This window comes from Blastocatellia bacterium (assembly GCA_016713405.1).
Taxonomy (GTDB): Bacteria; Acidobacteriota; Blastocatellia; order Chloracidobacteriales; family JADJPF01; genus JADJPF01.
This window is the reverse complement of record JADJPF010000020.1, coordinates 431,557-455,182: the sequence shown is the minus strand read 5'-3', so window position 1 is coordinate 455,182 and position 23,626 is coordinate 431,557. Positions and strand designations below refer to the sequence as shown.

Below are 23,626 nucleotides of genomic sequence, written 5' to 3'. Positions count from 1 at the left end.
TGTTAAACTCTTCATTCTAATAGGAAGTAGGACTATGAAAATGTGTAAACGACACATCGTTTGGAGAGGGTTTGCTCTGCCTATAGTCTTTTGCTTTTTGTTGACCGCAGTTTTTGCTCAAAGTAGCCAACAAAATAGTTCTTCAAATTCAACAAGTCCAACCTTGTTTAATTTGGTCGCTAGCAACTCTGTTATTAATGTTGCCAGTGATGAAAAGGACGAAAAAAAGGTTGTAACAGAGAAAGCTTCATCAGAAAAAGAGCCAGACGTTAAAAAGAAAGTAGATTCTGGAGGCGATAGCCCCGCTTCTGGCGGTAATCCTCCACCTACTCCACCAGGTGCAGAAGATCCACCTCTTGGGTTTGTTGGCCCAAATCTGCTGTTCGAGTAAGTAACCCAATGAGAACAGATGAACAAGATAGTGGAGATTTCATCCCTGTTGATGATCGGTGGCGAGTCGGCTTCCCTGAATGGGATCGACACGGTGACCCAACCAAAGCGAACTATCCTTATACCAAAGGTAGTTTACTTAACCCGTATAGACAGAATGTACTTAAAGGAGATTATCCAATCCTTGGTACAGACAAGTTCTTTACTTTAACCTTAGGTAGTGAAACATTCTTAAGTGCTAGACGCATTCCGCTACCTAGCGACATTAGCGCACAACGTCCTGATAGTAGAGAGTTTTTTGGTCGCGGGGGTCTTTTCCTCTTTAACCAAAACTTCTTTATCCAAGGTGATTTCTTCAAAGGTGCTGCTAACTTTAAACCTGTTGATTGGCGTATTCATGCTGAAGTTATATTCAATATAAATTATGCCCATGCTCGTGAAAATGTAGTCCTTAGAATTGACCCTCGACGAGGCAATACTCGTAGAGATGGTATTGTTGCTCTACAACAAGCTTATGGAGAATATCGTTTAGGTGATACAACTAAAATATTCCCATTCCTACGTGGTAAAGGCAGCAAAGGCGGTTATAGCCCGTTCTTTGATACAACTTCATTTCGTGCAGGTATCCAACATTTTAATAGCGATTTCCGAGGTTTTATCTTTAATGATTCTAACCTTGGAGCAAGATTATTTGGTAATTTTGCTTCTAATCGTTACCAATATAATGTTGCTTACTTTGATATGTTAGAAAAAGACACTAATAGTGGCTTAAATACCTTGGATTCACGCGCACAAAGAGTATTAATAGCTAACCTTTATCGTCAAGATACTATAAAGAAAGGCTACACTATTCAATTTAGTTATCATTATAACCGTGATGATGGTGTTAATCGTAAGGTTGACAATAATGGTTTTCCAATTCGTCCAGCAGTCATTGGAAGAGTAGTTCCACATAAAGTTAGAACCCATTATTTTGGTTTTACCTCTGATGGTCACTTTGGAGAAAGATTACCAAGTTTCCTATGGTTAAACAAAATTGGTGGTGGCTTAAATCTTAGCACTGCATTTTATCAAGTTCTTGGAGAAGATGATTTTAATGGTTTGGCTGGTCGTAAAGTAGATGTTAATGCTCAATTAGTTGCTGTTGAACTATCAGTAGATCGTGATTGGAAACGGTTTCGTACCTCTTTCCTTTATTCTTCTGGTGATAGTAACCCAACTGATGGTACGGCTAGAGGTTTTGACCACATCTTAGATAACAATAATTTTGCTGGTGGTGAATTTAGCTTCTTTAACCAAGTAGGAATACCTTTCTTAGGTACAACTACACAGCTTTCTAACCCCCATAGTTTGATTCCAGATCTTCGCTCAAGCAAGATTCAAGGACAAGCAAACCACGTTAACCCAGGGCTTTATTTATATAATATTGGTGCTGACTTTGATATTACACAAAAACTTCGTGTTATCAGCAATGTTAATTTCTTAAGCTTTGCTGCTCCACAAGCTTTAGAACAAGCTTTAGGACAACCATTTATTGAAAAAAGCTTAGGTGTTGACTTTAGCACTGGACTTAAATACCGCCCAATTTTAACTGAAAATATTGTTATTTTCTCAGGTGTATCTGCTTTTAGACCAGGCGCAGGTTTTACTTCTATTTTTGACCAAAATTGTAAGCCTGCCGGCCCAGTAGAATGTGGTAGAGAAACAGGTAATAAAACATTATTTAATGTGTTCGCTACTGTGAAGATTAACTATTAATTTCATCCTGGACCAAGTGTCCAATAAATTTTAAGGAAGATGAGGAAATATATGGCTCAGCAAACTCGTAACAATCGCATCAAAGTGGTGTGCATTGCTGTGATTGCTTGGGTCGCCATTGTGGCCGCCTTCAGTTCCGGTCCGGGTGTTGCAGACGCTGATAGTAGTGCTAACACTGCTATTAATGCTCAGTCTCAGTACAAAAAACGAGGTAAAACTCGTTTAGAGGATCCTAAAGCTAAAGGTTGTCTATCCTGTCATGAAGGTTCAGAATCAATGCACCAAGCTTCTTCAGACCATGAATTAGGCATAGGTTGTGTTGATTGTCACGGCGGCGATGCGACGCTTGAAATCACAGCAGGTGATACAAAAGGCTCAGCTAGCTATAATCAAGTTAAAGATAAGGCTCACGTTCAACCCCGCTTCCCAGAAGCTTGGGGTAAAAATAAGCCTCAAAAAGATAGTGATTCTTCTCGTAACCCTGAACGAACTAACTCTTTACTCAACCGAGAAAGCCCAGAGTTTATTCGTTTTATTAATCCAGGTGATTTACGAGTAGCATCTATTGGTTGTGGTGCTTCAGAATGCCATCCACAAGAAGTTTATGCTTCAAAGAAAAGCATGATGACTCACGGTGGTATGCTTTGGGGAGCAGCACTTTATAACAATGGTGCAGTACCATTTAAGTCTACTCGTTTTGGTGAAAGCTATAGTCCAGATGGACGACCACAACGTATCCAAACTATTCCAATGCCAACACCTGAAGAAACCCGTACTAAAGGTGTGTTGCCATTCTTAAATCCATTACCACGTTATGAAATTACCCAACCAGGTAACGTTCTACGTGCTTTTGAAAGAGGTAGTCTTTTTGTTGGTCTACCTTCAGATGTAGGCGATCCTGATCCATTAGAAGATCCAGGCAAACCAAATATTAAGTTGTCTGATCGTGGTTTTGGTACAAAATTACGTACAGATCCAACTTTCCAAGGGTTACAAAAAACCCGACTTCTTGATCCATTACTTACATTCTTAGGTACAAATGATCAACCAGGCGATTTCCGAAGTGCTGGTTGTACTGCTTGTCACGTAGTTTATGCTAATGATCGTGACCCAATTCATTCTGCTGAATTTGCTAAGTTTGGCAATATGGGACATACTGCAACAGAAGACCCAACTATTGCTAAAAATGAATCTGGTCATCCAATTAAGCATGCTATGACAAATGGTATCCCTTCTAGCCAATGTATGATTTGCCATATCCACCCAGGTGGTAATATGGTACTTGGTTACTTTGGTATGATGTGGTGGGATAACGAAACTGATGGCGAACATATGTATCCTAAAGAACAAAATCTTAGCCCAGAACAAAAAAGAAGCCATTCGTGAACGTAATCCCGAAGGTTCTGCTGTTCGTGGTCTTTGGGGACAAGACCCTCAGTTTTTAGCGGAATTATGGAAAGAAGTTAATCCAAAACTCAAACATACTCAATTTGCTGATTTCCACGGACATGGTTGGGTATTCCGTACTGTTTATAAACAAGATTCTAAAGGCAACTTGTTAGATGAAAAAGGTGAAAAAGTCAGTTTTGATGACCCTGAAAAATTTAAGAAAGTTGTCCAAATGCGTGACATCCACTTAGATAAAGGGATGCACTGTGTAGATTGTCACTTCCGTAATGATTCTCACGGTAATGGTAATCTTTATGATGAAGGTCGTGCAGCAATTGAATTAGATTGTATAGATTGTCACGGTACAATTTATTCTAAAGCTAATTTACGTACTTCTGGCCCAGCAGCCGGTCAAGGACGCTTTAATGGTAAAGTCATTGATAAAAAAGATGGCTTTAACATGGCTACTATTCGTACTCCTTTTGGTAAGAGACTCTTTGAAGTTGATAAAGCAACAGGAGACGTTTATCAAAATTCAATGGTGACAAAAGGCTTGCGTTGGAGAGTAATGCAAACAATTGATACCATTGACCCAGAACATAAGGATTACGATCCTGAATCTGCAATGGCTAAAACTTACACTCGTAGTGGTAGTTGGGGTGCATTACCTAAAGATTCTGCTGATGAAGCTAAAACTTTAGCCCACTCTAACAGCAAGATGACTTGTTATGCTTGTCATACTGCTTGGACAACTAGTTGTTTTGGTTGCCATTTACCAATGGAAGCTAACAAACAAAAACCATTACTCCACTATGAAGATCAAACAAAAAATAAAGTTGCTAGTAGAGAAAATTTCCGTAACTTTACTAACTACAACTATCAAACCCTACGTGATGATATATTCTTCTTAGGTATTGATAGTACAGTAAGTGGACATCGTATTGCTCCAGTTCGTTCAACTTGTGCAATCTTAGTAGGTTCACAAAACGCTTTACGTAACTGGATTTATAGCCAACAACAAACAATTTCTGGTGAAGGTTTCTCAGGTCAAGCTTTCTCTACCTTTGTGCCTCATACAGTTAGAACAGAAGAAACCAAGAAATGTAGTGAATGTCATATCTCTAGTGACAATAACAACAATGCTTGGCTTGCTCAAGTTTACCTACAAGGTACAAACCTTGTTAACTTTATGTATCGCTTTGTTTATGTAGCAACTGGTCATCATGGTTTTGAAGCTATTGCAGTAACAGAACGTGAGGAGCCACAAGCCGTAATTGGTAGCAAACTACATGAACTAGCTTATCCAGAGCAATTTAAGAAACTTAAGAAGAGTGAACATGGAGGATTTGATAATCCTAAGACTGATGTTTACGAACACCGTGCTAATGGTTCAGAAATTCGTAGCTTACAATTAAGAGGCGAATATCTCTATACTGCTAATGGTACTGGTGGTTTCCGAGTTTATGATACTAATGCTGTAGACATTAAAGACTTCTCCGAGCGTTTTGTTACTGCTCCAGTGTCTCCATTAGGTCAAAGATTCTATGTTCGTAGTAAGAATGCAACCTCAATTGCATCTCCAACTACTTTAGGCGTTGACCCAACACGTAAACGCTTCCCAGAAAATGAAGAAGGCCCAATTCACTTAATGTATGCTTTCCTCTATGGTACTGACTCAGAAGAAGGTTTCGTTATAATTGGCCCTGTTGGTACATTACTAGATGGTGAAACCCGTAATAACTTTATTGATAAAGGTAAGAAAGTTTTCAATCCAGATGGTAAATTAAAAGGCGCGCAAAACGTCACAATTGCTGGTACATATGCTTATGTATCAACCGATCATGGTCTATATGTCATTGACATTAATGACCCAACCAATCCTCAAATCACTGCTGAATTAGGCGATGCAGATGGAATTCATCATCCACATGATGTTGCAGTACAATTCCGTTATGCTTTTGTAACTGATAAAGATGGTTTGAAAGTTCTTAATGTTTCTAATTTAGCTAAACCAAAAGTTGTTAAAGACAAACAAAAGAATACTGTAGTAGTTCCTTTAGCAGATGCTCATAAACTTTATATTGCTCGTACCTATGCCTATGTAGCAGCAGGTAAAGATGGTTTAGCAATTATTGATGTCACCAAACCTGAAGAACCTGTTTTAGATCAAACCTTCAATGAACATGGTGAAATCAATGATACACATGATGTTAAAGTTGGTATGGTTGCTAATAGTGCATTTGCTTACTTAGCAGATGGTCATCATGGACTTCGTGTTGTCCAATTATTTGGGCCAGATGAAAATCCAGATGTTTATGGTTGGAGTCCAAGACCAAGACCAAAACTTATTGCTACCTACCATACAGCCGGCGAAGCTTTAGCTCTTTCCAAAGGTTTAGACCGTGACCGTGGCGTTGATGAAAGTGGTAATCAACTTTCCGTATTCAACCGTCGTGGTGCTGGCCCAGTACCTATGGAAATGCTTAAGAGAGTACAAACTAAGGTAAATGACGATCCTGCTAAGAATGGTAAGCCAAAGAAATTTGTCCGACCAGAAGCAGCTAAGAATGCTACTAATGAAGGCAATGATCCTAATAGAGTCAACTCTGCTGCTCCAGCAGTTGGATTTGCGATTATTTTCTTGCCACTTGCAGTAATGCTTTCACGTCAACGCCGACGTAACCAAAATAAATAATCTATTTTATCTAAGATAGATAAACAAAAGGGTTCTGGAAGTTTTCCAGAACCCTTTTTGATTTTATTTTAAGATAAACGTAATTTTAATTTTTGGAGAAAAACCTTAATGACTAATTTATTAACCGTTGAAGAAGCTTTAGCAAAAGTCCTAGAACCTATAAAACCGCTAGGTACTGAACGAGTAGATTTGTTATCAGCTTTAGATAGAGTAATTGTAGAAAATATTACTGTTCCTATGGATGTACCTTTAACTGATAATTCGGCAATGGATGGTTATGCAGTTAGGGCAATAGATACTCAAAAAGCTTCTATAGACAACCCTGTATTATTAAAAGTCATAGAAGACTTACCAGCAGGATATTTAGCTAAATCTCAAGTTGGTGAAGGTGAAGCTATTCGTATTATGACGGGTGCAACAATACCTGATGGGGCTAATAGTGTTGTGATGGTTGAAGTAACAAAAAGTGAAGGTGAGCTAGTAAAAATTTATAAAGCAGCAAAGCCAGGTGATCATATTCGATCTAAAGGAGAAGACTTAAAAACAGGAGATTTATTAATTACACAAGGGACTAAATTAACCGCAGCAGAAATTGGGGTGTTAGCATCTGTTCAACGTCCATTTGTAAAAGTAAGTAGAAAAGCCATTGTTTCAATTCTTTCTACAGGAGATGAGCTAGTAGAAGTAGAAGAAACCGTAGCCCCAGGTAAAGTAGTTAATGCTAATAGTTACTCTTTAGCAACATTAGTTAAATCTGTTGGAGCTATCCCCATAATTCAACCAATAGCAAGAGATAATGAAAAAGAAATTCGAGCAAGTATAGAGCAAGCTTTAGCAGCAGATTTTATTATTTCTTCTGGTGGGGTATCTGTTGGAGATTATGATTATGTAAAAGCGGTTTTAGAGTCACTTGGAGCAGATTTAAGGTTTTGGCGGGTATCAATAAAACCTGGCAAACCTTTAGCTTTTGGGTTATTAGCTGGAAAGCCCTATTTTGGACTTCCAGGAAATACTGTTTCCAGCATGCTTTCTTTTCTACTTTTTGTCCAACCAGCCTTAAAAAAAGCTATGAACTCACTTACCCCTTGGGACGCACCTAAAATAAAAGTAATTCTTGATGCAGATGCACATTCAAAAGGAGATCGTCGTACTTATTTACGTGCTAATATTCGTTACAATCAAGGCAGCTTTTATGCCCATTTAGCTGCAAAACAAGGCTCAGGTGTACTAAGCTCTATGTTAGGGGCAAATGCTTTAGTAATATTAGAAGAAGGTATAAAAGAAGTTAAAAAAGGCCAAGAAATAGAGGCTTTAGTCATTGGAGAAATTTTTAGAGGTTAATTTATGAGTCATACAGAACATAAAGAAAAAGCTAAAAAATGTGTTAGTTGTGCAGTTATTACTGTTAGTGATTCTCGTACAGTAGAAACTGATATGGGTGGAAAAATTATTAAAGAACAACTTGTCTTAAATAGTCATGAAGTTATTCATTACAAAATAGTTAAAGATGAGCCAATAGAAATTCGTGAAGTGTTATTAAACCTAGCTAAGTTAGAAAATTGTCAAGCCATTATTTTTAATGGTGGAACAGGTATTTCCCGCCGAGATCGCACTTTTGATGTAATTGATTCTATGCTTGAAAAACGATTAACAGGATTTGGGGAGATTTTCCGCTATTTAAGTTATTTAGATATTGGCTCATCTGCGATTATGTCGCGGGCATGTGCTGGTACTTATCAAGGAAAAGTTATTATTTCAATACCTGGCTCACCAGCAGCGGTTAAACTAGCATTAGAAAAACTAATTTTACCAGAAATAAATCATATGGTTTGGGAGTTATCACGCTAGTTTTTGCTATTTTTATTCCTAACTAAAGCACAAAACTTAAAATTGGATGGTTTGGATGGAATAAAATTCTAAAATTGGATGTTTTCATTTTTAATTTAATTTTCTAAAATTTGAAATTGGACTAGGCCACTTCTAGAGCTAAAAGGTAGAAAAATGGAATTAAAAATTGATGGCAAAAGTGATGTTCCTCTCTATCTGCAAATAAAAAATAGAATCATTGAGCAAATATTAGCTGGTACTCTTAGACCTGGTGATAGGCTGCCTGCCACTAGAGATTTAGCACGTCGCCTTGGTATTAATCGCAGTACAGTAACAAATGCTTATGATGAACTGCTAGCAGACGGTTTATTAAGCTCACATGTTGGGCAAGGCACTTTTGTTGCTAACAAAAAGAAATTCCTGAATTTAAGAGTGAGCCAATAAAGACAGAAGCTATTTCTTGGCAAAAAATGGTTTGGGATGGCCTGTTTGCTGGAGAATCAGAAGGACGCACAATCTCAGCCTTACTAGATTTATATCAAGTTAGCACAATAGCTGATGTAATTTCTTTTTCTGGTTCATTCCCTGATGAATCATCTTTTCCTATTGCAGAGTTTAAGAGTTCACTTAATCACGCTTTACGCGAATTTGGCAAATCAGTCCTTAAATATGAACAAGCAGCAGGCTTGCAGGCTTTAAGAGAATATCTAGCTGTAGATATGCGTAAGCGTAATATAAAGGCAAATACAGAAAACATTTTAATTACAAATGGCTCACAACAAGCTATAGACTTACTAGCGCGTAGCTTTATTTCTGCTGGGGATAAAGTTATTTTAGAAAACCCAACATATCCTGGTGCAGCAAACGCCTTTGCTGCTTTAGGAGCAAAACTTATTGGTATTCCTGTAGATAATCAAGGCATGCAGGTTTCCAATTTAGAACAAATAATAGTCCAACAACGCCCCAAATTAATTTATTTAATACCAACTTTTCATAACCCTACAGGCTACACATTGTCTTTAGAGCGTCGTCATCAGTTAATGGAAATTGTTAGAAAATATAAAATTCCTGTGCTAGAAGATGCTTATGGTGAAGATTTACGTTATGAAGGTCGGGAAATACCCTCTCTTAAAGCATTAGACGTTACTGATCAAGTAATTTACTTCGGCACTTTTTCTAAAAATTTACTACCAGGCATCCGCATTGGCTGGTGTGTTGCTCCTGCTCCAGTTTTTACTAGATTAGTAGCTCTTAAGCAAATTGGAGATATTACAACATCCCCATTACTACAAGCAGCATTATGGGATTTTTGTCATCGTCGTCGTTATCAAGCACATTTAGAACGTGTACGGGCAATTTATAGGCGACGGAGGGATTTTGTAATTTCTCGTCTGCAAAGTTATTTTCCAGCCAATACTCAGTGGAGTGAACCCCAAGGAGGTCTTTTTTGCTGGGTAAAATTACCATATCAAATTGATACAACAGAGTTATTGCTTGAAACTAGGCAAGCGGGAGTAGTTTTTTCTCGTGGACATTTGTTTCATATTGATGGTAGCGGCCATAATACTTTGCGGCTTAGTTTTGGAAATTTAACAGAAACAGAGCTAGATCGAGGGCTTAAGATATTAGGACAGACAGCTATTAAATTGCTTAATCGTTCTTACTCATCTGCAAGTGATAATTTTAAGCAAAATACTTTACCTTTGATATAGCAAAACCTTTAACCAATTTAAGTATTTAATTAAAAAGCCTAAATTTTAACAACTAACTATTGACCCTATATTTTTCAGGAGGATTTATGACCGATAGTGCAATTGCTTTTTTTGAGGGGAAATTTGTTCCTCTTTCTGACGCTAAAATAAGTGTGCAGGTACATGGTTTTAATTATGGAACTGCAATTTTTGAAGGAATCCGTGGATACTATAACCCTGATGAAGAAGAAATGTATTTATTTCGTCTAGTAGAACACTATCGACGTATGCTAAAAAGCTGCAAAATCATCAAAATCGAGCTACCTTTTAATGAGCAAGAACTAGCTGATTTAACTTGTGACTTAGTAAAGCGAAATAATTTCCGTCGTGATATTTATATTCGCCCACTTGCTTATAAAACCGCTTGTCAAATAGGTACTAAGCTATCTCCAGGTATTGATTTTACTGTTTTTGCTGTACCAATGGATGACTATATTGCTACAAATCGAGCATTAAAAGTTTGTATTTCATCTTGGCGTAGAGTAGAAGATAATTCTATTCCACCTAGAGGAAAAATCTGTGGCTCTTATGTAAATTCTGCTTTAGCGGCAACAGAAGCGCGTGACAATGGTTTTGATGAAGCAGTTGTACTAAATAATGATGGTCATGTTGCTGAAGGTGCGGCAATGAATATTTTTATGGTACGAGAGGGTAAGTTAATTACTACTCCAATTACAGCTAATATTTTAGAAGGAATTACCCGAACTACTCTTGCACGAATCGCCAAAGAAGAAATAAATACAGAAATGGAAGTCCGACAAATTGACCGTTCAGAACTCTATATTGCAGATGAGTTGTTTTTCTGTGGAACAGGTGCGCAAATTGCTCCAATAGGTTCTGTTGATCATCGAAAAGTAGGTGATGGTAATCCTGGGCCAATTACACTAAAACTACAAAAGCTTTATACTGATGTAGTTAGAGGGCATAATAAAAAATATTTAGATTGGTGTACTCCAATTTATAAAACTGAAGCTGCTACAAAGGTAAGCGCATAAATAGTTTTGATTAGATAAAAATAACCCAGTGCTATTAAAGATTAATAACACTGGGTTATTTTTTGTTTAATCAATAATTTAGCTTAATCTTCTTCAGCCAAAATAGTCTGACAAATCCCTTCCATCATATTATCTAAGCCTTTAATTTGCACAGATTGGTAATTTGAGATTGCACGACGGGCCCCTGCATGTAAATCTGCTAAATAAGGAGTAATGGAATTGCCACAAGTAGCAATTTCAAAACGGGCAACATCTCCTTCAGCATTACTTAATTCTAGCTTATCAGGTTGAATACGTAGAACAACATTACGATAAACTGTAGTGTAGCCTGTTCCCCAAAACATACTAGCGTGCCAGCGTAAAGTCCCTTTTTTAGTGAGTTCTATTAGTTTTTTCATTGTGTCAGCAACAACTTGTTCCATATAAATAACTCCTAAAATGGTTTATAAAACAAAATCAACTACAATTGGGTCATGGTCAGAAAGTTCTTTTCCATCTCTCTTTAGACCATTAATTACTTTAGGGGCAGTAGCCGTTAAACCATTATATTCTAGCTTATCTGTAGCTTTTACAAGATTTAAGTTTCGTGAAGCAAACCAGTCTAATTTTAGTGAGCAACGCCCGCCATGTGGACGCAAAGCCCATTCAATAAAAGCAAAACACCAATGAGGAACCCAATCTCTTAAAATTTTATATTTCTTCATATCATCGCTAGAATAATGATTAGTTCCTGCGCCTAGTTCATTAGATTTTTCATATTCAAAACCAGCTTTTTTTAATGACTCAAATAGTCCTCGTTCAAAATATCGGTCTGGATAAGGATAATGATTAGCAATCACATTGCCAACACCCATAAAAACCCGATACCAAAAACCACAAATAGCATAAAAAGCATGACTTGAATTATATGTGCTAGTGTTCCAATCTCCTCCAAGTAAAACAGGCATTTGTTTATTTACTTCTAGTCGTTCAAGGATAGAAATCATTTGTTGCTCGCGTTGTTTTTGGGTTGAAAGTGCGTCTAAATGGATACAAACAGTTCTTAAATCTCCTTGAGGAAATTCTATAGTTGCGGCTAGGGCTTGTTGGTTTCCAATACGTTTTTCTTTTCCTGCCATTTTATCTTTAGCATTTTTTAGTGGGATTCTTTGTAAATCTTTTATAGGGTAACGCGATAGTATGGCATTCCCATGCAATGCAAGGTCATTATCTCCAGCATCGCCTGCAAAATCTACTTCCATACCATTACCTTTACAAAGATTTATATAAGCAGGGACAAAATAATAGTTCATTCCTAGAGCTAAAGCTAGTTCCCTAGCAATATTTAGATTTTTAGAACGTGCCATTCCTGAGTCTGTTTCTGTTAACAAAAGTAAATCAGCAGGTTTTAACATTGGATGACTTCTAAGCTCTTCTAATATTTCGTCATAACACATACCCCTTTCTATATTCCAGGCTACTGCTCTATAAAAAGGTTTTGTAGGTAGCGATAAATTATTGCTGTTACGATATTCTATGCCATTAGTTACTTTTTCAATTTCTGGCTTTAATTTTTGATAAAGTGGGTGGTTATGAAGTTCTTCTAATGAATTGCATTTAGAAAGCTCTGCAAAGTATGGTATTAACTGATGTTTTAGTACAACGTCTGTTACTTGCTCATCAGTTATTACTGAACCATTAGCCATAATAAATAAATCTCCAATTTAAGTTAAATTCCATTAAGCCTACGAGCCACCATCATATTTTCAGTAATAAAATTTGGCAAACGGTTAAAAAGTTCTGAACGTGGTCTTAAATAACCTACTGCACGAAAATTACGATAGTTATTTTTCTGCTGATTACTAATATTAGAATTAAGCCCATAAAGACCTACATTCCAATGTCCATAATTAAGAGAGTGCATAGTATAAGGTCTAGGGCTAGGTGTTTCTGTTTTTTTCTCTGCACTAGAGGTAAACACTAATGTATCTTCGCTTAATTGTGTATTTTGTGAAAATTCAGCAGGAATTTCATAGTCAAATTCTATTTCATTATAATTAAATTCATATTCAACTTTTCCATTTTTATCAATGACTACACGCTCTTCTAAACTAGCACTTCGGCTAAGTTCACTAACAACATTGGTAGCAAAGGATTGGTTAGGCCGCAAGTTTAGTCTACCACCTATTGTAGAAGTCAGTATTTGTGATAAATCTGAGAGTTCTGCTTCATTAAAGCCATCTAGGGTAGATGTTGGCTTTCTAAAATTAATGGCTAGGCGTTCTGTATTTTCCGCTTGAAACTGTTTTTCAAAAAGACAGGTTTTCTTCCTACCATTGCTATCTAGTATGTCATAACAGGCTTGAGCCGTATAATGTCCAGGTGCAAGAAATATATAACGTTCCAATTCCATTTGTCCAAGTGCAATGACAAAACCTGTTTTTTGTACTTGTTCTGCAATTGACAAAGTTACATCAAAAATACGGAAATCATTGCCATAATTAAACTTTAATTTTATTTTCTGCATAACTTGTTCCTTAGTAAAACGAGCCTAATGTTTTTGCTGAAAAATTATTATTTTAGTTAAATAGAGTTGAAATTTATTTTAAGACCTAATCGGCAATGATAACTTGGTTATCTTTTATCAATCAAGCTACTAGGGCAAGGAAATATTTTTTTGTTCATATTCGATAACTTGACGAGAAATCATCACTAGCTATAATAGGGGAGTTATCCCAAATCAAACTACTAGGATTTTCTTAATGAGTGATAATAAACTCAAGAATAATGAGTTATTAAGCGTAGATAGTTTACTTAAGCTTTCTCAAACAATAGACCAATTTGAGCAATATGCCTATCCACATGCCAGCCAAATGGCTCGTTTTGCTGAAGCATTAGCTCTAAGAATAGGGTTAAATCGTTCAGACTTAAATTGCTTAAAAGTTGCGGCACTACTTCATGATGTAGGCGAAATGGTAATGAATAGCCCTGTAATGAGAACTCATGGGGCAATAGATTTTAGAATTAGGATAGATCTTTGGCGACATCCAATTATAGGAGAACAACAATTAGCTAAAAAAGATCTGCCAAAACAAGCTCAACTCCTGGTTCGTTTCCATCATGAATGGTGGAATGGAACAGGTTATCCTGACATGCTAAAAGGCGAAGCTATCCCTATTGGTGCTAGAATCCTTCGTTTAGTTGATACTTATAGTGCTTTAACTGCTGATCGTCCTCATCGTCAAGCATTCTCTGAAACTCAAGCTCAAGAAATTATTGCTCAATATTCAGGCATAGAATTTGATCCTTTTTTAGTTAAAATTTTTCTAACAATGCTAACCGAGATGTCTTTGGCATCAGAACAAAAAAATTGAACCTACAAAAGAAACAATAACATCGTCAAATTCCATTCAAGAACTCCCTCAAGAACTGGTTTTAGAACCCATTATTCAACCTGTAGCTTTAGAAACTACAGGAGAAACTACAAAAAATCCTGTGGATCAAGAAAGCCTGACATTTGAACCCAATAATAATCTTGAAATTAGCAAAATTAGCGAAGTCAAACTAGAAACAACTATAAATGAAATTAATGAAATTAATGAAGTTAATGAAGTTAATGAGATTAATAGAGTTGATACTGGTGATTTAGAAACAGAAGAAATTGAAAGCCCTACAGAAAAAATAGCTCCATTAGAAGAATTTTTAGAAGATACAAACGCCACAAAACCATTATTTGCTATAAATAACATAGAAACAGATGAATTATCTGCGGCTCAAACAGATTTATTAGTTGAACCTAGCCCAGTAACTGCTGAAATAAATGAAACAGAAAATGAAAATTTTGAAGAAATGGAAAATCAGATACACACTCTCATCAAGGATTAAATAATCCTATTTTATTAAATTGGTTCAAAGAATCTGATGCTTATTGGTTAGACAACTTAAGAACTAATATAAATAAGCTTAATAATGAGACTCGTAAAGCATTGGCTATTTATGCAGGGATTTTAACAGGTGATTACGCGCTTTCTTTTAGCGAAGAAACAGAATTTCTTAAACGTCCACTTTCAGAAATTTTTTTAGAAATGATTAAAATAGCTAATCAAATTATTGATAATCAAAGCTATAACCGTGCAACTAATTTAGAAGCAACAGAATTTGTTAGACGTACCAAAGCAGATTTACTTTATTTAAACCTTCCTATACCAGCATCAATTCTAAAATTCTTAAATAGTTCAGAAGCTTGGAAAGAAGCCTGGGTAAGTGAAACAGATTACTTTTATGATGAACTACTTACAAAGGTCAAAGATAGCCCTAGCGGACTTGTTACAACAAAAGAAGCCTATTTACAAAGTATTTCGCAAATACTAGAAACAGCTAAACATATGCCTACTTGGGCAATAGTTTTTCTTGAGCATTTACCACTTTCTTTAACAGAAATGGTAGATGAAATAAAAAAACATCGTTCAATAAGTGGAATTTACCTTAAAGATTTATCAGAAATTGCAGCACAGCGAAAAACTTATATTGTTTTAGCTAAGGAACAATAGTTATTTTTATCAATGATTTGTTTCTGATTCTTCAACCGTTAATAACTCTAAGTTTAAGTCTGACAAGATTTTGTCTAAAGCTTCTTGTCCAATAAACCCATTATGAAAAGCCTGCATAACAGCATCTTTTTCTACTAAAATTAAATGTCGTCGAGCCGTTCGTAGTTCATCTTCACGCAATTGATTTGTTTCAATATGAAGATCCCTAATAATTTTTTCTGCTTTTTCTAGTTTATTTTTATATTCTTCTTTAAGTTTTTCTAACAGATCAATATGAGCAGCACGATCTTTAACCATTCTTTCTACTTCCTTTAGAGCAGCAGACGCAGCACGGGCATTTGCTCGCTCAATTTCATAAGTCTTTTGCCCTTCTTCTACCCCTAAAATTCCTAATTTGTAGAGCAAAGGAGACATAGTTAAACCTTGAACAATAATAGACAGTATTACTACCCCAAAAGTCATATTAATTATTAACTCTCTATGTGGAAAATCTGCTGCTAGACCTAAAGCTAAAACCATTGAAAGGCTGCCTCGTAGTCCTCCCCAAGTAAGTATTACTCCCCATCTCCAAGGAACGGCTTCTTTAGTTGGTCGCAAAGCAGCCGAAGCCCCATAAACAACTATTGCCCTAGCTATTATAACTATTAAAAATGCTGCAACTATTGGCTTCCAAGATGCTAGTAAAGTACCTAAACTAACTTCAAAACCTATTAGTAAAAATATCACTGAATTAAAAGCAAACGCGCTATATTCCCAAAAAGCTTCTACAGCTATTCTTGTTGAAGGACTCATGCCGGTTCGAGCAGCATAACTACCTGATAGCATCCCTGCAACTACTGTAGCAATTACCCCAGAAAAATGAAAATGTTCAGCAGCAGCAAAAGAACCATAAGCAGAAATTACTGTCAAAGTAATTTCTATTAATGGGTCATCTATTTTTTGAATTATTTTAGAAATGCTATAACCAATTGCACCACCAATTAAAAGCCCCATTCCTACAACTTTAATAAAATCCATCACTACATTAGCAATTGAGAAAGTCCCGCTAGCGACAACCCCTAAAATCATAGTAAAAAAGACTATTGCAGTACCATCATTAAGTAAGCTTTCGCCTTCTACCAAAATGGCAAGTCGTTTTGGTGCGCCTAGAGTCTTAAAGAGTCCAACTACAGCAATTGGATCTGTTGCAGCAATTAGGGCAGCAAAAACTAGCCCATGTTGCCAAGAAAAACCCTCAACAAACTGCAAAGCATTGGCAATAGGGGTTAAAATTACGGCTGTTAAACCTATTGCAGCAATGACTCCAGGAATGGCAAGAGAATGTACAGCTAATTTATTTTTCCAAAAATCCTTAAATTCTAAATGAAAAGCTGCTTCATAAAGCAGACCTGGCAAAAAAAGAGAGTAAAGCAATTCTTTAGAAAGATGTGGAGGTTCTAATGTGTGAGTAGTCCCTAAAACTAAACCTGTTGCTACTAATGCAACAGTATAAGGAACTTTTAGCCAGCGAATAATTATTGCGACAGCAGTTGCAACAGCAAACAAAGCAACAAAGACTTCTCCAGATGCCATTATTTTTACTCCATATCTTTATTATTTAGTTAATTTATTTATAGAATAATCAATAAGGTAGAGTTAGCTAGAACTATTTTTAGCTACATTATTAGTCTTACTCCTCCAAGTTCAGCAATATTATGTGGGAAACGGTCGCTAGGTGTACCTATAAACATATAGTTTTTTGGTACTTTTAAGCGTTTAGAAACTTTTTCTATAAGTTCAGGGCCAAATTTTCCTTTAATCATTATCAAATCAATTCTTAGCTCAGGGTAAATACGATCAATAATATTTAGCTGTCCTACAAATTCTTTAGGTATATCTTCTTCTGTATCATAACAGTGTAGCACTAAAAGCCTTTTACTTTGTTCATTTTGCAGTACATAAAGAGCAGCTTGATTAAGTGTAGGAAGGCTATCACCTCTACTAAAAAAGATTACAGTTTGATTATTAATTTGATTAATTCCTGAAATAATAGTGTTAGCAATCTTTTGATTAAGATAATTGACTTTTTCAACCATCATTTGAGAAATAGCTAAAATGGCTTTTAATATTTGAACACGTAGAAACATTATTTCTACAACTAAAAATGCTATTCCAAAATAAATAAGAAATACTCTTACATAAGCAGGATTAATTAGTAAATTACCTATTAGACCAATTATCACAGCAATAAAAGCAATAGCAACTGCTCCCCAGCTAGCGCGGATTTCCCTCGGTAGCCGGTCACGTTTTATTTTAAGCAACATATTACCAACAGCAAATAATGCCATAACACAAAGAAATGAAAGGGTATAAACACCAGCTAAAGTTTCTATTCTGCCGCCAGTAATTACTAAAACCGAGCAGCAAAGAGCAAAAAACAGCAAAATTATCCAATGGTTTGTACTACGCCATTTATTTTCCTCTAAAAGAAATTGAGGTAAACAACGGTCTAAAGCCATGCGACGAATTAGACCAGTTACACCAACATAACTAGTTAAAACCGCACCTGACAGTACTAAAACAGCATTAATGCTGACCCAAACTTGTAGCCATCGACCAGCAGAAAGTAGACCCATTTGAGCAAGCAAGTCCTCTTTATGATTAGCTATTTGACTTAATGGCAGAATACCTAGAGAAAGAAGGCTAATTAGTGGATTAAATATTGCAACAGCAATCCACATATTACGAAGGGTTTTAGGAAAAACGCCTTGTTGTTGTTCTTCAATAAAGTTTGCAGAGCTTTCAAAACCGCTAATACCTAGCATTGCAGCAGAAAAGCCAAAGAAGATAGCTTTTAGTATTCCATCAGGTGTAGGAGTTTGCCAATTAGACCAAAATATTGATAAATCCTTAAATAAAAGAATAGAGACACAAAACGAGAGTAAAACCAAAGTAGCTATATGAAAAACAAAAAGAAATAGGGCTACAATTGCTGATTCGCTAATACCAATTAAATTAAGTATTGCAAAAATACCTAATAAAATAATAGTTGCCCAAAAAACATTTAATCCATGCCAAAGATTATGTGCATAGTGCATTGCTTCATTAGCACTAATTACAGCCGTAGCTAGATAGGAAAGCAGCGTTAAACAAGCGGCAATAGAAGCTTTTGCCTTAGTTGTAGTGTTAAGTAGTACATTGTATGCCCCTCCATTTAGAGGTAGTGCTAGACCAACTTCTGCATAAATATTACGAAATAAATATAAAACTACTGCAACACAAGCCAGTGCAACAGGGGCATAGGGGCCAGCATAAATAGCACAAAGGGCTGAAACATAAAGACAACTTGAAGTAATATCATTACCACAAATAGCTGTAGATTTCCATTCCCCTAGTTTATGAGCTAATCCAGAATCCAAATGAGTAACCTTAATATGCTCTGAGCCAATATCCTCAATTTTCTGTGTTGTTCCCCAACCAGCAAAATTTGAATTACTTTTTTCAATATTGCTTTTTTCAACATTATTAATAACTTCATTGACTAGATTATTATTTACTTCATTATCTGTACTTTCCATAAGTTCCCCTAAAATTTATTTATTCTATGGGTGAAAGATCCTGGTCAGACTCTATTACTTGATCTTTTGCTTCTTTAATTATTTTGTTATTAGTATCCTTAAAAAGTTGGACAAGAAAAGGAGGTGCAATTAATGTAGTTGCTACAGACATAAAAACAACCACACCATAAAGAGCAGAGGACATAACCCCTAAGCCTAAACCTATTTGAGCAACAATTATTCCTACTTCGCCACGTGGCACCATTCCCATACCAATTTGCAAAGCTTGTCGCCGACCCATTGGCAAGGCTGCCAAACCACAACCAATTAATTTTGTTATAACTGCAATAATAGTTGCTAGTATAGTTAGTATTATTACTTGTTTATCCTTAAAAACTGTTAAATCTAGTTGTAAGCCTATTCCAACTAAAAAAAACGGAAGTAAAAATTCCATTACCGCGCCTGATTGTAGATGTAGTTCTGTGTCTTCTGTAGATTCAGATAGTGCCATTCCTGCCAGAAAACTACCAATAATTGCAGCAACTCCAACATAAGTGGCAAGTAAAGAAAGTCCTAAACAAAGTATTAATCCAAAGATAAAAAAGGCATGTCCAATTTTTAAGCGTTCAAGAGATGAACGACTTTTATTAACTAGCTTTGTACCAACAAAAACCATAAACAAAGTAAACCCAATTGAAAGACCTGCTGTAAGAATTAGCTCACCATAATTAATTTTACCTTTAGCCATACTGCTAACTATGCTTAAAATTATTAGCCCTAGCACATCATCTATAACAGCAGCACCCATAATTACTTGGCTAGTCTGTGTACTTAAAACACCTAAAGATGCTAGCACTCTAGCAGTAATACCAACACTAGTTGCTACCATAGCAGCACCTAAAAAAATACCTTCTATGGTTGGCTCTCCCCAAAGTTCTAAAAGGAACCATCCAGCAAAAAAAGGAACCATAACGCCTAGCACAGCCACTAAAAAAGCTCTTTTACCTACTTGAAATAAGGCTTTTGGGCTAATTTCAAGTCCAACAGTAAAAAGCAAAATCATTACTCCAATTTCGGCTAAAGCTTTTGTTAGCTCGGTTTGTTGAACTAGACCAAGTAAACTAGGCCCAATTAAAACACCAGCTAAGATTTCTCCCACTACTGCTGGTTGACGAATACGTTCAAAAATTTCTGCACTTAGTTTTGCAGCTAGAAAAATGACAAATAAGCTAAAAATTACTTTCCCACTTTCAGAGCCAGACCAAAACATTGCTATTGGATAAAAATCTAAAAAATTTTGCATTTTTTTCCTCAATATTATCTAAATCATTTAGGAATGATTTTTTTAAGCATTTTTCTTAATCGTTTAACAAATGGCTAGGCTGAAAATTTTGTCTTGTTTTTCTATAAATCAACACAAACATTAATAGATCAAGAAAACTACTGCAACAGCTATAAAGTTATTTGTTGCAATAAAATCGGTTAATAGGTGTATTTAATGGTAGGACGACATAAACAACAAAATTAAATTTTTTCTTTTCACCTCACTAATATTTGATATTCTGGAAATTCTTGACTAAAAAACTGAGCTACCATAGCCAGTTTTTTAGTAACAAATCGAGCATAAAGTTTTTGTGAATAAGCTTCGGTTATTTCGCTCCAAAATGGCTCAAAACCTTCATCTTGATGGGTAATTATTGCTTGTCCACGACGTGCTAAAATGCGCCCTCCGCCTATAGGATAAATTTCTACAGAAGGTTCTTCAACACTAGCCCCAATTTGCTCACGTAAATAAGTGCGAACTTTGGTTTCGGCTCGCTCTACTTGAATACTGGCAACTTCATTACTTTCAGCAATATCAATTACCAAACGATTACAAGCTAACAAAACTAGAAAATTTAACCCACTACTCTTTTGAGGGGCTGCCATCAAATAATCTGTTAACTTTTTCTTATCATCAGGAAGTAGATTAGGTATTTGGTTAGCTAGTGGGACTAAAGAACTATAAAGTTCAGCTAGTTGATTAAAATATTCTGTTATTTTTGGACGCATTTCTACTAAAGCTTCTTGCTCAGGAGGATTATTTTCATCTAGCCCACTTAAATAATTAAAAAATGTTCTTGCTGTATTGGGAACATTAAAAAGTAACCCTAAATGACTTAATTCTGGTAAAAGCCGGGTAATAATGCTGCTATGTGTAGCTACAATGGTGACTAAATGTCTTTTTTCTGCTCTTATAGTTAAAGATAAAAGCTTAAAGAAAGTCCAGTTATCTTTATCCGACGCATTTAATACATTACTTAATAAATAGTCTATTCTTTCTGCACCTGCTTCATCAATCATTAAGTCACTAAGTGCTGTTTCTGGTTCTACTTGGGCAACAGGCAAATTACTAGCCTTTTCATCTCGAACAGGATAAAGAATTTCAATTTGTTCAACTAAACCTCTAATAGAACTTAACAATTGAGGGTCAACACCTAATAGTTTTAAGTCTTTTTTCATTTGACCTAAGTAATGACGAAAACTACTAGTAAAAGCTAGCCAGGAATCAAATCTAATTTCTGGGTCATAGTAAAAGTTAATAGCTTCGGCTAGTTGAGGTGGGAGACGTTCACCTTCTCTAAAAAAGCCTTCTAGCCCCATAATGATAGTTTGACCAGCAGATTCAGCCTGAACTTGTAAGCTTTCCGCAACTTCTGAGCCAGAAATTTCCATCACTAAAATTAGTCTGACCACATCGCTAAATAATCTAATTAGCTGCCCTAGAGATTGATAAGGAGGCAAACTTAGTAGTACATCGTCCCATGCTTCATCACTACTAATTTTAGTCCAAAAATCCCAAGCTACAGGTGCGCAAGTTCGCATAAAAGTCCATTGCCAATGTGAAGCAACTAACCATTTAGGATTAAAGCGCATTTGAATATCATCTTTACGTGTAGAGACTAAAGCAGGTAAAGTTTCTAAAATACGCTTTAGCTTACCTTGTGAATGGACTTCTGGGAGTTTCTGCAACAGTTCTTCAGACATTTTCCAAGTTTGAACAGCAAGATCTAGTAAACGAATTTGGTCAGATAGTCCAAGTGTGGCAAATGGACTAGCAGCAGGTATTTCTTCTTCTTGTTCTTCACCAGCTTTTGTAACTTTAGCAACCCCTGGACGGGCATTAGCACCAAAACCTATTACAGTACCGGCTCGCATGGTCAAAAATGTAGGATGTTCAGGCCCTTGTTCACCTAGGGAAGCTAGACCACTAGTTACTTGCTTTACATACTCATCCCCAAGCATAGAAATAGCCCGACGGCGACCTAAAACACGCCAAAAGCCAGAAAGTATTTGAAACCGTCCTATAGGATCTAAGCCCCTCATTCCTTCAGGCAAAGAAAAAGCTCTTGAATCAAGTAAAGCCATTCCTAAAATCGTTTGTAAAGCTCCTCCTAAGTTACTACTTTTAACTAACACTAGCTCTGTATTTTCACCTAGTAAAGACTCTACAAGTTGGGACATAGAACTAAAAGCCATACGGAATTTAACTTTTTGACTAGCAGGGTCTAGATCAAATTCAGAAAGACCAGAACACATAAATAAGCGATAATTATGTGATTCTCCAGCACTTGTAATTTGTGCTGATTCTCGGCGAATAATATCGCTTAATTCATTATCCTGACGGCATTTTAGTAGTTTTCCGCTATTAACTAGAAGTTGAGAGGCTTCTGTTCCAACACGTTTTAAGGTACGGCTAGAGTTAGCATCTTCTGTAATAACTTCCCATTGACCGCTACTATAGTTATAAACACAAAGTTGTGAAGGATCTTCTGGATCTATAGCTAGATCAACATAAGAAAAAGGCATTTCAAAATTACAAAAGTAGAAAAATTCTACAATTGCTCTAACAAGCATATGGGGATAGCCCCATTCAATATTTAAGTCAACAGTTTGTGTAACTAATTGATTACGATAGGCTTCTGCTAAAACATTAATACCTTTTAGCATATGGAGCAAATAACCAGCCGTTTCTCGACTTATAGCTACTGCTCCCATACTTTCGCCTAAAGGTAAGATAAACCCTGCTGGCTCACCTGGTTGTTTATAGAGTTGTAAGGCTGGTAGTTGTGCTTGGTCACTAAAATGCGCTTCCCAAGCTTTTATTTTAACTAGCCCTCGCCAACTCTGACTAAAAAGCCGCAAAACTTGTTCAGAAGTTCGAGTAACTCTTAAGGAGCTTTCATTTCCTATTAACTTAATTACTCTTTCTAGGGCATCTATTTTAGAGCTATAAGCCCGTAAGAAAGATAACTCTATGTCCAAGCGTTCTAGTTCAGTTGCAATATCATTACGAGATTGAAAATATTGGTCATCAGTGATGTTATTATTAGTAGCAAGTTTATCTAAGGATTCTTGCCGACTTCGTGCCAAAGAAGCATTATATTCTTTCTTTTTTACTGAGGATTTTAAGTAAGCTATTGCATCTAAAAGGTCAGTTTTACGCCAAGTTACAAGTCCTAAGCCTACTTCGCTATCTCGGCTATAGAGGTCTTTATAAAGTACAGTTTCTTGTTCACGACTAACAAAACCTATTTCATATTGTTGAGGATTAATACTATTACCATCAGCTATAGGTTGAGCAAAAACACGTTCTGCCCATTGAATTAACCTTTCATGTTGGCGTTCAACTAAAGGGTTAAAACCTTTTTGACTTAGCTCAAATGGGGTAGACATTTCTAAACCTTTCTTGCAAATAGTAATAGAAATCAAAATA

19 protein-coding genes are annotated in these 23,626 nt (G+C 36.1%); 12 read left to right on the top strand and 7 right to left on the bottom strand.

Going from position 1 to position 23,626, the window contains the following annotated elements:
• Positions 1 to 34: 34 nt before the first annotated feature.
• The 9 genes from IPK14_20285 (at position 35) to IPK14_20245 (ending at position 10,805) form a co-directional block, all read left to right on the top strand.
• Positions 35 to 391: a hypothetical protein gene (locus IPK14_20285; protein ID MBK7995625.1), complete on the top strand. Its 357-nt coding sequence runs from the start codon at positions 35 to 37 to the stop codon at positions 389 to 391.
• Positions 392 to 399: 8 nt separating this feature from the next.
• Positions 400 to 2,148 (top strand): hypothetical protein, encoded by a 1,749-nt coding sequence (locus IPK14_20280; GenBank protein ID MBK7995624.1) that lies wholly within the window; start codon positions 400 to 402, stop codon positions 2,146 to 2,148.
• Positions 2,149 to 2,199: 51 nt separating this feature from the next.
• On the top strand, positions 2,200 to 3,534 hold the full coding sequence (locus IPK14_20275) for a hypothetical protein (protein ID MBK7995623.1): 1,335 nt from the start codon (positions 2,200 to 2,202) through the stop codon (positions 3,532 to 3,534).
• Positions 3,470 to 6,232 (top strand): hypothetical protein, encoded by a 2,763-nt coding sequence (locus IPK14_20270; protein ID MBK7995622.1) that lies wholly within the window; start codon positions 3,470 to 3,472, stop codon positions 6,230 to 6,232. Before IPK14_20275 ends, IPK14_20270 begins: the two co-directional genes overlap by 65 nt.
• 108 nt (positions 6,233 to 6,340) lie before the next feature.
• Positions 6,341 to 7,573, top strand: coding sequence for a molybdopterin molybdotransferase MoeA (locus IPK14_20265; GenBank protein MBK7995621.1), 1,233 nt, complete (start codon positions 6,341 to 6,343; stop codon positions 7,571 to 7,573).
• 3 nt (positions 7,574 to 7,576) lie between these two features.
• Entirely contained in the window at positions 7,577 to 8,080 is a 504-nt protein-coding gene (locus IPK14_20260) for a MogA/MoaB family molybdenum cofactor biosynthesis protein (protein MBK7995620.1), read from the top strand.
• Between the two features lie 153 nt (positions 8,081 to 8,233).
• Positions 8,234 to 8,503 (top strand): GntR family transcriptional regulator, encoded by a 270-nt coding sequence (locus tag IPK14_20255; protein ID MBK7995619.1) that lies wholly within the window; start codon positions 8,234 to 8,236, stop codon positions 8,501 to 8,503.
• Between the two features lie 26 nt (positions 8,504 to 8,529).
• The gene (locus IPK14_20250) at positions 8,530 to 9,771 is read left to right on the top strand and encodes a PLP-dependent aminotransferase family protein (GenBank protein MBK7995618.1); all 1,242 of its coding nucleotides are present in this window, start codon (positions 8,530 to 8,532) and stop codon (positions 9,769 to 9,771) included.
• Between the two features lie 86 nt (positions 9,772 to 9,857).
• On the top strand, positions 9,858 to 10,805 hold the full coding sequence (locus IPK14_20245) for a branched-chain amino acid transaminase (GenBank protein MBK7995617.1): 948 nt from the start codon (positions 9,858 to 9,860) through the stop codon (positions 10,803 to 10,805).
• An 83-nt stretch (positions 10,806 to 10,888) separates the two neighbouring features.
• Here IPK14_20245 and IPK14_20240 read toward each other — a convergent pair whose 3' ends face one another.
• Genes IPK14_20240 through IPK14_20230 form a run of 3 tightly spaced genes read right to left on the bottom strand, consistent with a single transcriptional unit; the run spans position 10,889 to position 13,311 of the window.
• Positions 10,889 to 11,227, bottom strand: coding sequence for a hypothetical protein (locus IPK14_20240; protein ID MBK7995616.1), 339 nt, complete (start codon positions 11,225 to 11,227; stop codon positions 10,889 to 10,891).
• Positions 11,228 to 11,248: 21 nt separating this feature from the next.
• A complete protein-coding gene (locus IPK14_20235) occupies positions 11,249 to 12,490 on the bottom strand; it encodes an endonuclease/exonuclease/phosphatase family protein (GenBank protein ID MBK7995615.1) in 1,242 nt (413 codons plus the stop codon).
• A 23-nt stretch (positions 12,491 to 12,513) separates the two neighbouring features.
• Entirely contained in the window at positions 12,514 to 13,311 is a 798-nt protein-coding gene (locus IPK14_20230) for a hypothetical protein (protein ID MBK7995614.1), read from the bottom strand.
• A gap of 235 nt (positions 13,312 to 13,546) precedes the next feature.
• On the opposite strand from IPK14_20230, the gene IPK14_20225 reads away from it, so the two are divergent.
• The 3 genes from IPK14_20225 to IPK14_20215 all read left to right on the top strand — a co-directional run bounded on the left by IPK14_20225 (position 13,547) and on the right by IPK14_20215 (position 15,334).
• Positions 13,547 to 14,158, top strand: coding sequence for an HD domain-containing protein (locus tag IPK14_20225; GenBank protein MBK7995613.1), 612 nt, complete (start codon positions 13,547 to 13,549; stop codon positions 14,156 to 14,158).
• 121 nt (positions 14,159 to 14,279) lie between these two features.
• Complete coding sequence (locus IPK14_20220) at positions 14,280 to 14,669, top strand: hypothetical protein (protein MBK7995612.1); 390 nt, start codon at positions 14,280 to 14,282, stop codon at positions 14,667 to 14,669.
• A gap of 101 nt (positions 14,670 to 14,770) precedes the next feature.
• A complete protein-coding gene (locus IPK14_20215; protein MBK7995611.1) occupies positions 14,771 to 15,334 on the top strand; it encodes a hypothetical protein in 564 nt (187 codons plus the stop codon).
• A gap of 9 nt (positions 15,335 to 15,343) precedes the next feature.
• Here the strand turns inward: IPK14_20215 and IPK14_20210 are convergent, their stop codons facing one another.
• From IPK14_20210 to IPK14_20195, 4 genes are all read right to left on the bottom strand, one after another.
• Positions 15,344 to 16,906, bottom strand: a complete 1,563-nt coding sequence (locus IPK14_20210) for a Na+/H+ antiporter (protein ID MBK7995610.1) — start codon at positions 16,904 to 16,906, stop codon at positions 15,344 to 15,346.
• A gap of 83 nt (positions 16,907 to 16,989) precedes the next feature.
• Entirely contained in the window at positions 16,990 to 18,891 is a 1,902-nt protein-coding gene (locus tag IPK14_20205; GenBank protein ID MBK7995609.1) for an APC family permease, read from the bottom strand.
• 19 nt (positions 18,892 to 18,910) lie between these two features.
• The gene (locus IPK14_20200; protein ID MBK7995608.1) at positions 18,911 to 20,140 is read right to left on the bottom strand and encodes a cation:proton antiporter; all 1,230 of its coding nucleotides are present in this window, start codon (positions 20,138 to 20,140) and stop codon (positions 18,911 to 18,913) included.
• Between the two features lie 269 nt (positions 20,141 to 20,409).
• On the bottom strand, positions 20,410 to 23,586 hold the full coding sequence (locus IPK14_20195; GenBank protein MBK7995607.1) for a hypothetical protein: 3,177 nt from the start codon (positions 23,584 to 23,586) through the stop codon (positions 20,410 to 20,412).
• Between the last annotated feature and the right edge of the window lie 40 nt (positions 23,587 to 23,626).